The sequence below is a fragment of the Pseudomonas triclosanedens genome (assembly GCF_026686735.1).
Lineage (GTDB): Bacteria > Pseudomonadota > Gammaproteobacteria > Pseudomonadales > Pseudomonadaceae > Pseudomonas > Pseudomonas triclosanedens.
In genome coordinates this window covers 1021015-1035481 of sequence record NZ_CP113432.1, presented here as the reverse complement: position 1 = coordinate 1035481, position 14467 = coordinate 1021015, and the positions used below count along the sequence as shown (strand labels likewise).

At 63.3% G+C, this 14467-nt stretch carries 13 protein-coding genes; 7 read left to right on the top strand and 6 right to left on the bottom strand.

The genetic code is table 11. The features are described from left to right. Positions 1-55 precede the first annotated feature (55 nt). From OU419_RS04910 to OU419_RS04880, 7 genes are read left to right on the top strand one after another with little or no spacing between them, the layout of a single operon-like run. Positions 56-538, top strand: a complete 483-nt coding sequence (locus OU419_RS04910; protein WP_254471110.1) for a GspH/FimT family pseudopilin — start codon at positions 56-58, stop codon at positions 536-538. A gap of 11 nt (positions 539-549) precedes the next feature. Continuing rightward, a complete protein-coding gene (gene pilV / locus OU419_RS04905) occupies positions 550-1119 on the top strand; it encodes a type IV pilus modification protein PilV (protein ID WP_254471111.1) in 570 nt (189 codons plus the stop codon). Between the two features lie 9 nt (positions 1120-1128). Further along, positions 1129-1878 carry a PilW family protein gene (locus OU419_RS04900; protein ID WP_254471112.1) on the top strand — a complete coding sequence of 250 codons (750 nt, stop codon included), beginning with the start codon at positions 1129-1131 and terminating at the stop codon, positions 1876-1878. Continuing rightward, positions 1875-2447, top strand: a complete 573-nt coding sequence (locus OU419_RS04895; protein WP_254471113.1) for a pilus assembly PilX family protein — start codon at positions 1875-1877, stop codon at positions 2445-2447. Before OU419_RS04900 ends, OU419_RS04895 begins: the two co-directional genes overlap by 4 nt. 16 nt (positions 2448-2463) lie before the next feature. Further along, entirely contained in the window at positions 2464-6021 is a 3558-nt protein-coding gene (locus OU419_RS04890) for a pilus assembly protein (RefSeq protein ID WP_254471114.1), read from the top strand. After that, positions 6018-6338, top strand: coding sequence for a PilY2 family type 4a fimbrial biogenesis protein (locus tag OU419_RS04885; protein ID WP_254471115.1), 321 nt, complete (start codon positions 6018-6020; stop codon positions 6336-6338). Before OU419_RS04890 ends, OU419_RS04885 begins: the two co-directional genes overlap by 4 nt. After that, positions 6331-6744 (top strand): type IV pilin protein, encoded by a 414-nt coding sequence (locus tag OU419_RS04880; protein WP_254471116.1) that lies wholly within the window; start codon positions 6331-6333, stop codon positions 6742-6744. Before OU419_RS04885 ends, OU419_RS04880 begins: the two co-directional genes overlap by 8 nt. Before the next feature lie 48 nt (positions 6745-6792). On the opposite strand, the gene ispH is transcribed toward OU419_RS04880, so the two are convergent. The 6 genes from ispH to murJ all read right to left on the bottom strand — a co-directional run bounded on the left by ispH (position 6793) and on the right by murJ (position 14282). After that, positions 6793-7737, bottom strand: coding sequence for a 4-hydroxy-3-methylbut-2-enyl diphosphate reductase (gene ispH, locus OU419_RS04875; RefSeq protein WP_254471117.1), 945 nt, complete (start codon positions 7735-7737; stop codon positions 6793-6795). Positions 7738-7895: 158 nt separating this feature from the next. Continuing rightward, positions 7896-8348 carry an FKBP-type peptidyl-prolyl cis-trans isomerase gene (fkpB, locus tag OU419_RS04870; RefSeq protein ID WP_254471118.1) on the bottom strand — a complete coding sequence of 151 codons (453 nt, stop codon included), beginning with the start codon at positions 8346-8348 and terminating at the stop codon, positions 7896-7898. Beyond that, on the bottom strand, positions 8341-8850 hold the full coding sequence (gene lspA / locus OU419_RS04865) for a signal peptidase II (protein ID WP_254471119.1): 510 nt from the start codon (positions 8848-8850) through the stop codon (positions 8341-8343). The genes fkpB and lspA overlap by 8 nt, the downstream gene beginning before the upstream one ends. Beyond that, on the bottom strand, positions 8843-11677 hold the full coding sequence (gene ileS, locus OU419_RS04860) for an isoleucine--tRNA ligase (RefSeq protein ID WP_254471120.1): 2835 nt from the start codon (positions 11675-11677) through the stop codon (positions 8843-8845). Before ileS ends, lspA begins: the two co-directional genes overlap by 8 nt. A gap of 21 nt (positions 11678-11698) precedes the next feature. Continuing rightward, the gene (gene ribF, locus OU419_RS04855) at positions 11699-12637 is read right to left on the bottom strand and encodes a bifunctional riboflavin kinase/FAD synthetase (RefSeq protein ID WP_254471121.1); all 939 of its coding nucleotides are present in this window, start codon (positions 12635-12637) and stop codon (positions 11699-11701) included. Positions 12638-12743: 106 nt separating this feature from the next. Then, positions 12744-14282, bottom strand: a complete 1539-nt coding sequence (murJ, locus tag OU419_RS04850; RefSeq protein ID WP_254471122.1) for a murein biosynthesis integral membrane protein MurJ — start codon at positions 14280-14282, stop codon at positions 12744-12746. Between the last annotated feature and the right edge of the window lie 185 nt (positions 14283-14467).

Genomic DNA, 14467 nt, shown 5'->3' with positions numbered 1-14467 from the left:
CTTTTCTGACAAGAGAAGGCAGCATTACCGCTATCTAAAAAGCGAGGAATGCGCCATGTCGCGCCCCAAAGGATCAGCGGGGTTTACGTTGATCGAGTTGATGGTGACCATCCTGCTGCTCGTCATTCTGGCCGGCTTCGCAGTCCCCAACTTCACGTCACTGATCCGCAGCAACCGCGTCCAGAGCGTCGCGGACGAGTTCTACAGCCTGTTGCAGTACGCCCGCACCGAGGCAGTGACGCGCGGACAGCAAGTCACGCTCACTGCCTCTTCCGCGACCACCTGGCAGGGTGCGCTGACTGTCTCTACGGCGGCAACAACCCTGCGCCGGCAGGGGACCGAAGGTTTCGGCCAGTCGAACATCTCGATCACTTCCGGCGCTGCGACTCTCGCGTTCAGGCCCAATGGCTCGTCGACCACCGCCGCGCTCGCCTGCTTCGCCGTCTGCCCGACGGATACCGCCACGCCGTCCTGCCGGATCGTCCAGGTCCAGACCAGCGGGCGCGTCCTGCCTCCAGCCACGGGAGTTTGCCCATGAGGATGATGAGCATGAAGCGAGTGGCCGGGTTCAGCCTCATCGAGGTGCTGGTGAGCCTGCTGCTTATCTGCGTCGGCGTACTGGGCATGGTCGCCATGCAGAGCCGCAACATCCAGTTCACCCAGAGCTCCAGCCAGCGCAACACGGCCGCGATGCTGGCAGGTGACCTGATCGAAGCGATTCGCAGCAACCGCGACGCGGTACTCGCCCCCGACGGCACGGTCGCCACGGCCTCCAACTACTTCAAGGCCGCCAACGCTGTCTTCCCGACCACTGCGGTTGCAGCCTGCCGCACCTCGTCCGGCTGCTCCAGTGCGGACATGGCAACCGATCAACTGGTCCTCTGGTCGCGCCAGGTGCAGAACGCCTTGCCCACCGACGCGGCGCTGCTGCAATCGTCCTATGTGATATGCGTCGACAGCACGCCCGCCACGGATGCCTGCGACAACACCGGCTCGACGATCAAGATCCAGATCGCCTGGTACAGCCAGGAAAACGTGGCATGTACGGCCGCCAACCAGCCCTGCGGCGTAGACGCGGCCAACCGCCGCGAGTTCTACCGCATCAGCTTCCAGCCTTGAGGAGTCGCCATGCAAAGACTTGAACAGCGACGCCAGCAGGCCGGTATCTCGTTGATCGAGCTGATGATCGCGCTGCTGATCAGCAGCTTCCTGATCCTCGGCGTGACCACCATGTTCATCAACAACAAGCAGGCCTATACCTACCAGCAGAACCAGGCCGGCAACCAGGAGAACGGTCGCTTCGCCCTGCTGATGCTGAATCAGGAACTGGCCAAGGCCGGATACCGCGCCCTTGCCCAGGACGACTTCCAGATCGCCTTCCCCGCATCGTCGGCGGCAGGCGGCTGCCCGGCGTTCGCCGCCGGCCAGCTTGTACAACGCAGCACCAGCGGCAACGGTGTCTGCTATCGCTACCAGCGCTACTCCACCAACACCCGCGACTGCCTCGGCAACGCGGTGGCCGCCAACGCGGTCGTGACCACCCGCCTGGAATACGACGCTGCCAGCGGCACGCTGCAGTGCACCGCCCAGGGTGTTACCGGGCAACTGGTGACCGGGCTCGCCGGCCTGCAATTCCAGTACGGCGTGGACATGAGCTCCACCCGTCGCGCGCAGAGCTACGTAGCGGCCCCAGACGCCGGCGCCAGCATCGTCGCCGTGCGTTATTCCCTGCTGTTCGCCGGCACCACCAACAACATCGCGGTCGGCCAGAACAACTACTTCTTCCCGCTCTCCAACACCACCGCCACCACGCCGACCGACTCCAGGATCTATCGCTCCATAGCGGGCACAACCACGCTGCGGAATATTTCCCAATGAACAAGTCATTCGCTGCAAGGCAGCAGGGCGCCACGCTTCTGGTCTGCATGGTCATGCTGCTGATCGTGACACTGCTGACCATTGCCAACGTTCGCGAGGTCACGCTCGAAGAGCGCATCACCTCCAACATGCGCGATCGCCAGGGGGCGCTCAACGGCGCCGAGTCCGCCCTGCGCGAAGGCGAGGCGCGACTGGCCGCCAACTTCGGCGTTCCCACGACCGCAGCGGCATGCGGTGCCCCGGCACTCTGTGTACTCGCAACGCCGTTCGCCTCGGATGCCGCGCTCAACCCGACTGCCTGGTCGTGGTGGACGACCGTCGGCAACGCCCTGAACTACACCGGGCCGCAGGGGAACTCGAACCAGAGCATGCTCACCAGCACCCCGCGCTGGAACACCGCCTTCATCGGCTTCGACCCTGCCAACTCGCGCGGGATGGTGGAAGTCACCGATCCGGATCTGCGCAGCAAGGGCGTGGGCCCTTATTACTACCAGGTCAACGCCGCCTCGCAAGGCACCAGCGACCGCGTGATGGTCACGCTGCAAAGCGTCGCCGTGCAGCGCTACTGACTCCGGGAGAACTCAAATGAAAAAGTACGGAAACTGGAGCTCCTCCATTCCTGGAGCACTCGTGACACTGGCGATGCTGACCGCCGCGCAATCGGCCAGCGCGGTGAACATCAGCAACCAGCCGCTGTTCCTGACCGAGGGCGTGTCGCCCAACGTCCTGGTGACCCTCGATGACTCGGGCAGTATGGCGTTCGCCTATACGCCGGACGGCATCAGCGCGCAGGCCGTGACCAGCGGCACCCGAAATGGCTCTGCGCTGCGTTTCTTCTCTGCGACCTTCAACCCGATGTACTACAACCCGGCGGTCACCTACACGTTGCCAAAGAAGGTGACGTACAACTCGACGACCGGCCAACTGACCATCACCGACTACAGCACCAGCTATACCAACGCGTACTACAACGGGTACAAGACCGGCGACGGCAGCATGAACCTCGCGCAGAACTATCGCCCGACCTACCAGTACTCCTCGGGAAACACCAGCCAGACGGTCGCCAACCATCCCAATTCGCCCTATAACACCGGGCGCGCGGCGTACTACGCGCTCTACGACACGACGCTGTCCACCTGCGGCACCAAGAGCATCGACAACGACGGGTGCTACAAGCTCGTCAACGTCAGCACCGCAGAACAACAGAACTTCGCCAACTGGTACTCGTTCTACCGCACCCGCTTCCTGGCCACCGCATCCGCCGCGAACCTTGCGTTCTACAGTCTGCCGGAGAACCTGCGGGTCACCTGGCAGATGCTCAACACCTGCAAGAACATCGGCAATACCAGCGGCTCCTGCCAGGGTGAGTCCGGCACCACCTACGACAACACCCTGAACGACTTCAGCGGCCGCAGCCGGGCAACCTTCTTCGCCTGGCTGGCGGACACTCCCACCAGCGGCGGCACCCCGCTGCGCTCGGCGTTGGACCGTGCCGGCAAGTACATCGCCAACAAGGACCTCGGCGCCAAAGGCGCCTACGCGCAGTTCCCCGGGACCGACCTCGGCACCGAGTACACCTGCCGCCCCAGCTATCACCTGCTGATGACCGACGGCCTGTGGAACAACGACACTTTCAGCGTCGGCAACCTCGACAACAACTCGACCAGCCTGCCCGACGGCAAGACATACACCCCGACCGCGCCGTTCAAGGACGACTCGTCGAGCACCCTGGCGGACCTGGCGTTCAAGTACTGGGCGACCGACGCGCGGAGTGACCTGGCGAACAACATCAAGGCCTACATGCCGTACCAGGGATCCAATGCCTACTGGGACCCTAAGAACGACCCGGCAACCTGGCAACACCTGGTCAACTTCACCCTGGGCCTGGGCCTGACCCGGCAAATAGTCGATCCCGCCTGGGGCGGCGATACCTATTCCGGGGACTATCCGAAGCTGGCCAGCGGCAACAAGGCCTGGCCATACATCGACCAGAGCGCGAGCAACAACGAGCCCTACCACGTCTACGACCTGTGGCACGCCGCGATCAACTCTCGCGGCGAGTTCTTCAGCGTCGACTCACCCAACGAGATCGTCGAGGCCTTCCAGTCGATCCTGAGCCGAATCTCCGACCGCAACACCTCGGCCTCGGCAGTATCGCTGGAATCGGCAGTCACCACCGCCGGCAACGAAGCCTACTACGCCCGCTTCTCCAGCACCGACTGGAGCGGCGAGCTGATTCGCTATGACCTGGACAACAACGGCAACGCGACCCTGCGCTGGAATGCCCGGGACCTCCTGCAGGCACGCAACCTGTCGGCTTCGCCGCGCACGATCAAGGTCAACAACGGCAGCGGCTCACTGGTGGATTTCCAGCTCTCGAACCTCTCCGCCGCCAACCAGACAGCGCTGAACAAGAACATCAAGGGCACCACCGACAACCTCGGCAGTGCGCGGGTGGCGTACCTGCGCGGCGCTTCCGACAGCCAGTTCCGCACCCGCAACTACCTGCTCGGCGACATCATCTACTCCAGCCCAGCAGTCGTCGGCGCGCCCGACCGCCTGCCGTCGCTGATGGATCAGGCGCAATTCGGCCTGCCGACCGGCAACTCGTCCAGCGCGGCGCCCGCCGGCCAATCCTATGCCGCTTTCAAGACGGCCCAGGCCAACCGCGCAAAACGCATCTATGTCGGCGCCAACGACGGCATGCTGCATGCCTTCGACGACAACGGCCAGGAAGTCTTCGCCTACATCCCAACGGCAGTGATCGCCAACCTGAACAAACTGACCGACAAGAGCTACAGCGGCACCGCACACCAGTTCTACGTGGACGGCACCCCGGTGGTCGGCGACGTGTTCTTCAACAACGCCTGGCACACCATCCTGGTAGGTACCCTGCGCGCAGGCGGCCGCAGCCTGTTCGCCCTGGACATTACCGACCCGGCGAACATCCAGTTGCTCTGGGAGTACAGCTCCACCAACGACGTCGACCTGGGCTACAGCTTCGGCCGCCCGATCATCACTCGCCTGCACAACGGCCAGTGGGGCGTGATCATGAGCAACGGCTACGCCAGCACCGGTGGCAACGCCGGCGTCGGCCGCGCCGCACTGTTCCTGTTCAACGCACAGACCGGCGCCGTCATCAAGAAGATGACCGTCGGCACCAACGTGACCACCGACAATGGCCTGTCCTCCCCGCGCGCGGTGGACATCAACGGCGACCTGATCACTGACTACGTCTATGCCGGCGACCTGCGTGGCAACATGTGGCGGTTCGACCTGATCGACACCAGTATCACCGCCGACGCCACCACGATCGTGTCGCCCAATTCGTTCCGTGTCGCTTTCGGCGGGTCGCCGCTGTTCACCGCGAACAATGGTTCGCCGCAGCCGATCACCACGGCGCCGACGCTGGTTCGCCACCCGACCGGCACTGGCTACATCGTGTCCTTCGGCACCGGCAAGTACATCGAGGACAGCGACGCAGCCGCCAACACCAGCCAGGCCATGTCCATGTACGGTATCTGGGACCTGCAGACCAGCGGCGGCGCCGCGGGCAGCACGCCGAACATCAGCCGCAGCGATCTCGTCGCCCAGACTTTCAACACGACGGTCAACAACGCATCGTTCACCGATACCAACTCCTCGGGCGGCACCACCACCACGACCAAGGATATTCGCCAGGTCAGCCAGAACGCCGTCCAGTGGTATGTGAACGGCAACCCTGCCGAGGGGGTCAGCAAGTACGGCTGGTACCTGGACCTGACCAACGGCAACACGCGCCAGGGTGAAATGGTCGTGACCGATCCGACCAGCCGCGCCAGCGTGCTGCTCGCCACCACCATCGTGCCCAGCAACGACCCCTGCCAGGCAGGCATCGACCGCTGGTTCCTGGCACTGGACGCGTACACTGGGGGCGCCACCAAGTTCGACGTGCTCGACCTCAGTGGCAACAACTACGTAACTGCCAACGACCGCTACAACAGCGGCGTGGTATCGGGTGTCCGCATTCCGGGCTTCGGCTCTCCGGCGGTGATCGGCAACGATGCCTACTTCAACACCGAAACAGGCATCACCCGTATCCGTCTGGACTACGGACAACAGGCCAAGGGGCGGCAGAACTGGCGCCGGGTAGGTGAAGAATGAGCAGAATCACAATGACATTCGCCCTGGCGGCGCTGCTTGGCAGCGTCACCCAGGGGGCGATGGCGGAAACCATCGAGAACAACGGCCCCGTCACGATGATCGATCTGAAGGAGTCGCGTATCCGCGTGAACGACACGGACTACGTGCTTCCGAACCGGGTGCAGGTCAATTCGATGCCGGCGATCTACCAGCTCCGGGAAGGCTCCGTCATCAGCTTCCTGGCGGAATCCGGGGCGCCACCCACCATCACCAGCATCGGCATGCTCCAGCAACCACCGATTCAGAAACAGACCAGGTCGACGAACGCCCATGAATAAAAGCAAAGGTTTCACACTCGTCGAGATGATGATCGTCGTACTGATCCTCGGCATTCTCGCGGCCATCAGCTACCCGAGCTACCAGAGCTACGTCATGCGCTCCAACCGATCCGAAGCCATGACAATGCTCAACGAAGCCGCCGCTCGCCAGGAACGCTTCTTCTCGCAGAACAACCAGTACGCCACCACCGCGGCACAACTGGGCCTGACGACCAGCAACTCGCCGAACAACCTGTACCAGTTGGTCATCAATCGCCCGACCACCAGCCAGTACACGCTGACGGCCCAACCGATCGGCATCCAGGCCCGGGATACCCAGTGCGGCAGCCTGACTCTGGACCAGGCCGGCACGCGGGGCGCCGCCGGCGGCACGGTGGCGGCGACCGTCATGAACTGCTGGAAGTAAACGAAAAAGCCCGATCGACTGATCGGGCTTTTCATTTTCAGGCTCGGCTCACAGCGCCTTCACTCGCAGCTCCTTGGGCATCGAGAAGGTGATGTTCTCCTCCCGCCCATCCAGCTCAAGTTCCGGCTCCGCCCCCCAGTCACGCAGCTGCTGGATCACACCGCGCACCAGCACTTCCGGCGCAGAGGCGCCCGCGGTGATGCCCACTCGCTGCACGCCATCGAACCACTCCTTCTTCAGGTCTTCGGCACCATCGATCAGGTAGCCGGGAGTCCCCATGCGCTCGGCCAGCTCGCGCAAGCGGTTGGAGTTGGAGCTGTTCGGGCTGCCGACTACCAGCACCAGGTCGCACTGGTCGGCGAGCTCCTTCACCGCGTCCTGGCGGTTCTGCGTTGCGTAGCAGATGTCGTTCTTGCGCGGCCCCTGGATCTCGGGGAACTTGGCGCGCAGAGCATCGATCACCTTGGAGGTGTCGTCCATCGACAGGGTAGTCTGGGTGACGAAGTGCAGCTCAGCAGGGTTGCGCACCACCAGCGCCGCCACATCATCCTCGTCCTCGACCAGATAGATGTCGCCACCGTTGGAGGCGTCGTACTGGCCCATCGTGCCTTCCACTTCAGGATGGCCTTCATGGCCGATCAGGATACATTCGTGGCCGTCGCGACTATAACGCACGACTTCCATGTGCACCTTGGTCACCAGCGGGCAGGTCGCATCGAAGACCTTCAGCCCACGATTCTCCGCTTCCTTGCGCACGGCCTGGGACACGCCGTGGGCGCTGAAGATGACGATGGTGTCATCCGGCACCTGGTCGAGCTCCTCGACGAAGACGGCGCCACGATTGCGGAGGTTCTCCACGACGAACTTGTTGTGCACCACCTCATGGCGTACGTAGATCGGCGGGCCAAAGACATCGAGGGCGCGATTGACGATCTCGATAGCCCGGTCGACACCGGCGCAGAAGCCGCGGGGGTTGGCGAGTTTGATTTGCATGGTGGCCTCGGATGGACGTGGGCGTCCCGGAAGCTTGATCGGGAGTACTGGCTGCGCGAGCCAAAGCCAGGCCAGCCCATGCGCAAAGACCCGGGAAATGCGGAGTTTGCCCCAACTTCCCGAGTCCTTCGAACGAGGTATGGCCGACGCGCAGCCGGTCAGGCTGATTGTACGTCGATGATATCGACTTCAAAGGCCAGGGTTTTGCCGGCCAGCGGATGATTGAAATCGATGGTGACGTGCTGGTCGTCAAATTCCTTGACCACGCCGGGCAGCTCGGTCTTGGCGGCATCGTTGAAGATCACCAACAATCCTTCGGCCAGCTCCATGTCCTGGAACTGGTCGCGCAGCATCACCTGCACGTTGGCCGGGTTCGGCTGGCCGAAGCCATTCTCCGGCTCGATGGTCAGGGTGCGTTTGTCACCGGCCTTGAGACCGAACAGTGCCTGCTCGAAGCCCGGCAGCAGGTTGCCGTCACCGACCTTGAAGGTGGCGGGCTGCTTGTCGAAGGTACTGTCGACGACGTTGCCGTCCTCCAGCTTGAGAGCGAAATGCAGGGTGACCTGGCTGTCCGCACCAATGCGCTGAATGTTTTCAGAAGACTCAGCCATGAGCGGTCTCTCCGGATTTCTTCGATTTGAACATGTCCAGCGCCAACATGACGGCGCCAACGGTAATGGCGCTGTCGGCCAGGTTGAACGCCGGGAAATACCAACTGTTCTGCCAGTGCACCAGAATGAAGTCGACTACGTGGCCTAGCACCATGCGGTCATAGAGATTACCCAGCGCACCGCCGAGCACCAGCGCAAGCGCGATGGCCAGCCAGGTCTCGCCACGCTTGAGGCGCTTGAGCCAGACCACCAGCACCACGCTGACCACGATGGCGATCAGGGCGAACAGCCAGCGCTGCCAGCCCGAGCTGTCGGCGAGGAAGCTGAACGCTGCGCCGGTGTTGTACGCCAGGGTCCAGCTGAACAGATCGGGAATCACCACGATCTGCTGGTACATGGTCAGCTCAGCCTGGAAGAACGCCTTGCTGACCTGATCCAGCACTAACACCAGCACAGTGATCCACAACCAGGGCAGACGACCGAAACGATCGGCGTTAGGCATAGTGACGAACCTCACCGGCGCCATCGATGTTCTCGACGCAGCGTGCGCACAGCTCCGGGTGCGCGGGACTGCTGCCGACATCGACGCGGAAGTGCCAGCAGCGGCCGCACTTCGCGTGGGAAGACTTCACCACTTTCAGCTTCAGGCCCGGCAGTTCGCTCTCGACCGCATCAGCCGGCGCATCAGCCAGCGGCGCGACGGTGGCGGCGGAGGTGATCAATACGAAGCGCAGCTCATTGCCCAGCTTCTCCAGGCGCTTGGCCAGGGAATCTTCGGCGTAGAGGGTGATCTCGGCCTGCAGGTTGCCGCCGATGGTCTTGGCGCTGCGCTGGTTTTCCAGCTCCTTGTTCACCGCAGCCTTGGCAGCCATGACTTCATCCCAGTAGGCACGGTCCAGCTCGGCATCGGCCGGCAGTTCGGACAGGCCTTCGTACCAGGTGGTCAGCATCACCGACTCGGCGCGCTCGCCCGGCAGGAAGCTCCAGATTTCCTCGGCGGTGAACGCCAGGATCGGCGCGATCCAGCGCACCAGCGCTTCAGCGATATGGAACAGCGCGGTCTGGCAGGAACGGCGGGCGACGCTATTCTCCGGGGTGGTGTACTGGCGGTCCTTGATGATGTCCAGGTAGAAGCCACCCAGCTCTTGCACACAGAAATTGTGCACCTTGGAGTAGACGTTCCAGAAGCGGTAGTCGCGGTAGGCTTCTTCCAGTTCGCGCTGCAGCAGCAGGGCGCGGTCGATGGCCCAGCGGTCCAGCGCCAGAAGTTGGTCGTTGGGCAGCAGGTCCTTGGCCGGGTCGAAACCGGACAGGTTGGAGAGCAGGAAGCGCGCGGTGTTGCGGATGCGGCGATAGGCATCGGCGCTGCGCTGGAGGATGGTCTGGGAAACCGCCATCTCGCCCGAGTAGTCGGTGGCAGAAACCCACAGACGCAGGATGTCGGCACCCAGACTGTCGGTGACCTGCTGCGGAGCGATCACATTGCCCAGCGACTTGGACATCTTGCGACCGCTCTCGTCCACGGTGAAGCCGTGGGTAAGCAGTTGGCGATACGGCGCGTGGCCGTCGATCGCGCAGCCGGTCAGCAGCGAGGAATGGAACCAGCCACGGTGCTGGTCGGAACCTTCCAGGTAGAGGTCGGCGGCCGGACCGCTGGCATGGCCCAGCTCGGCATGGGAGCCGCGCAGCACATGCCAATGGGTAGTGCCGGAGTCGAACCAGACGTCAAGGGTGTCGTTGATCTTGTCGTAATGCGCCGCCTCATCACCCAGCAGTTCGGCGGCATCGAGCTTGAACCAGCCCTCGATACCCTCTTTCTCGACGCGCTGGGCAACGGCCTCCATCAGCTCGACGGTACGCGGATGCAGCTCGCCGGTAGCCTTGTGCAGGAAGAACGGGATCGGTACGCCCCAGTTGCGCTGACGCGAGATGCACCAGTCCGGGCGACCGGCGATCATGCCGTGCAGGCGCGCCTGGCCCCAGGAGGGCACGAACTCGGTTTCGGTGATGGCTTGCAGAGCACGCTCACGCAGGGTGGCGCCGGCCTGCGGCTGCTTGTCCATGCCGACGAACCACTGCGCCGTGGCGCGGTAGATCAGAGGGGTCTTGTGGCGCCAGCAGTGCATGTAGCTGTGGCTGATGCTGGTGTGCTTGAGCAGCGCGCCGACTTCATCGAGCTTGGCGACGATATTCGGGTTGGCTTTCCAGATGAACTGGCCGCCAAAGAACGGCAGGTCCTGAACGTAAACACCGTTGCTCTGCACCGGGCTCAGGATGTCGTCGTTGACCATGCCGTACTGCTTGCAGGTACGGAAGTCGTCCTCGCCGTAGGCCGGGGCGGAGTGAACCACGCCGGTGCCGGCGCCCAGCTCGACGTACTCGGCCAGGTAGACCGGCGAGAAGCGCTCGTAGAACGGGTGGCGGAAGCGGATCAGGTCCAGCGACTCGCCCTGGGCGGTAGCGATGACCTTGCCTTCCAGACCGTAGCGAGCAAGGCTCGACTCGACCAGCTCTTCAGCCAGCACCAGCAGGCGCTCGCCGGTATCGACCAGCGCATAGGTGAATTCGGGGTGGACGTTCAACGCCTGGTTGGCCGGAATGGTCCAGGGGGTGGTGGTCCAGATGACGATGGCGGCGGGCTTGGGCAGGCTGCCCAGGCCGAAGGCGGCGGCCAGTTTTTCCGCATCCTCCACCGGGAAGGCGACGTCGATGGCGTCGGACTTCTTGTCGGCGTACTCGACCTCTGCCTCAGCCAGGGCCGAACCGCAGTCGAAGCACCAGTTCACCGGCTTGAGCCCCTTGAACACGAAGCCCTGCTTGACCATCTCGGCCAGGGCACGGATCTCTCCGGCCTCGTTGGCGAAGTTCATGGTCTTGTAGGGATTGTCCCAGTCGCCCAGCACACCCAGGCGGATGAAGTCTGCCTTCTGCCCTTCGATCTGCTCGGCGGCGTATTCACGGCACAACTCGCGGGTCTTGTCCGCCGACAGGTTCTTGCCGTGGGTGGTCTCGACCTTATGCTCGATCGGCAGGCCGTGGCAGTCCCAGCCCGGCACATAGGGGGCATCGTAGCCAGCCAGGGTCTTGGAGCGGACGATGATGTCCTTGAGGATCTTGTTGACCGCATGACCGATATGGATGCTGCCGTTGGCGTAAGGCGGGCCATCGTGCAGGACGAATTTCGGGCGACCTTCGCCAATCTTCCGCAGCTTCTGGTACAGGCCAATATCGTTCCAGAACTTCAGGGTCTGCGGCTCGCGCTGCGGCAGGCCGGCTTTCATCGGGAAGTCGGTTTCGGGAAGGTTCAGAGTGGCTTTGTAATCGGTCATCTCAGGGCCTGTTCAGGATCTTCAATCAAGCGGTTGGCCCAGCCAGTAGGCCCGGGCGGCGGCGATGTCGGCGAGGATGGCCGCCTTGAGTGCCTCAAGCGAGGCGAATCGCTGCTCATCACGCAGCTTCTGGTGGAAAGTGATATCCAGGTGCTGGCCGTACAGATCGCCAGCGAAGTCCAGCAGATGCACTTCCAGATGGGGCCGGCCGTCGCCGTTCACAGAAGGCCGGGTGCCTATGTTGGCAACCCCGTTACAGCGCTGGCCAGCCACCATCGTGCTGACCAGATAAACACCATTGAGCGGCGCCTTGCGGCGCTTGAGCTGAATGTTCGCAGTAGGCGAACCCAGCGTGCGCCCCAGCTTCTGCCCGTGCAGCACACGGCCGCTCAGGCGATAAGGACGCCCCAGAAGGCGCTCCGCCATGTGCAGATCGCCATCGGCGAGATCCTTGCGAATGCGCGAGCTGCTGACGCGCATGCCATCGACCTCCACGGTGGTCGCGGCTTCGACGGTGAAGCCCTGCTCCGTACTGGTCTTGACCAGGAAGGCGAAATCGCCGGAACGATCACAACCGAAGCGGAAGTCGTCTCCGACCTCCAGATGACGAACCCGCAACCCTTCCACCAGCACCTGGCGGACGAACTCGGCGGCCGATAGCTCGCGCAGTCGGCGGTTGAAGGTCAGGCAGAGGACGAAGTCGACGCCCTGCGCACGCAGCAATTCCAGCTTCTCGCGCAGGCGGGTCAGACGAACCGGAGCGGCATCGGGCGCAAAATACTCGCGCGGCTGCGGCTCGAAGATCACCACGCAACTGGGCACGCGCAGCTCCAGCGAACGCTCGCGCAGACGCCCCAGGATAGCCTGGTGGCCAAGATGGACGCCGTCGAAGTTACCGATGGTGGCGACACAGCCCCCGGACAGGGGCCGCAGGTTGTGAAGGCCTCGAAGCAGCTGCATAGCGCGCGTATTGCTCAGAAAGTGGTCGATTATACCTGCACCCGCTGCCGTGCGACAGGCAAAATGCCGTCGCCGAAAACGGATGCAATGCTTTGCCCCGTGCGGATTACAGTACCGCGCGGCGAGAGAAGTCCCGCAAGCGGAAACCCAGGATCGCCAGCATACCGAAATAGGCGACCACACCGGCCACCACCAGCGCCCCCAGGCGCACCAGACGAATCGGCATACCGCCCTGATCCCAGGCCGGCATGACGCACATCATGCCGATCAACACGGCGCACATCACCAGTACAGACACCACCAACTTGGCGATGAACTTGCCCCAGCCGGGCTGCGGGGCGAACAACTGGTGCTTGCGCAGTTGCCAGTACAGCAGGCCGGCGTTCAGGCATGCCGCCAGACTGATGGCCAGCGCCAGCCCGGCGTGCTTGAGCGGGCCAATGAAGACCAGGTTCATCAACTGCGTGGAAACCAGGGTGAACAGTGCGATCTTCACTGGCGTCTTAATGTTCTGCCGCGCGTAGAAGCCCGGCGCGAGAACCTTCACCAGGATGATGCCAAGCAGGCCGACCGCATAGGCGATCAGCGCATGCTGGGTCATCAGCGCATCGTGGGCGCTGAACCTGCCGTACTGGAACAACGCAACAGTCAGCGGCTCGGCGATCACCGCCAGGGCCAGGGAGCACGGCAGCACCAGCAGGAAACACAGGCGCAGCCCCCAATCCATCAGGCGCGAGTATTCGTGGCGATCATCGCTGGCGTAAGTCTTGGCCAGCGAGGGCAGCAGGATGGTCCCCAATGCCACGCCCAGCACGCCGGAGGGCAACTCCATCAGGCGATCCGCGTAGTACATCCAGGACACCGAGCCCGCCACCAGGAAGGACGCGAAGATGGTGTTGATGATCAGAGAAATCTGGCTGACCGATACGCCCAGGATCGCAGGCCCCATCTGTTTCATCACGCGCCAGACGCCGGAATCGCGCAGGTTGATGCGCGGCAGCACGAGCATGCCGATCTTCTTCAGGTGCGGCAGTTGATAGAGCAGTTGGGCCAGGCCACCGACCAGTACCGCCCAGCCCAACGCCATGATCGGCGGGTCGAAGTACGGCGTCAGGAACAGCGAAAACAGGATCATGCTGACATTCAGCAGTGTCGGCACGAAGGCCGGCACCGAGAAACGGTTCCAGGTATTGAGAATCGCCCCCGCCAGCGAGGCCAGCGAGATCAGCAGGATATAAGGAAAGGTCACCCGCAGCAGGGAACTGGTGAGCTCGAATTTCTCCGGCGAATCGACGAAGCCGGGGGCCGTCACCCAGATCACCCAGGGCGCCGCAAGAATACCCAGCGCGGTGACCAGCGCGAGGATCAGCGTCAACAGGCCGGACACGTAGGCGATGAAGGTACGGGTCGCCTCCTCGCCCTGCTGGGTCTTGTACTCCGCCAGGATCGGCACGAACGCCTGGGAGAAGGCCCCCTCGGCGAAGATACGACGCAGCAGGTTAGGCAGCTTGAAGGCGACGAAGAAGGCGTCGGTGGCCATGCCGGCGCCAAACATACGGGCGACTATGGTGTCGCGTACGAAGCCGAGCACCCGCGAGATCATGGTCATCGAGCTGACTGCGGCCAGCGACTTGAGTAGGTTCATAGCGTCCGGAGCCGGGAGCACGTAGAATGGCCGCCCCGTTACACGGGCGCGGCAAGGGCAGCGGAACCAGCGTCCGTCCACCATGCGAAGCGCAGCAGTTTAGGGCCGCCCGACGAATAAATCACCCCGTCGGCCAGTTGGTATGCAGCATTCCCACCGCTCGTCGGAGGCTGCCCATACCCTTG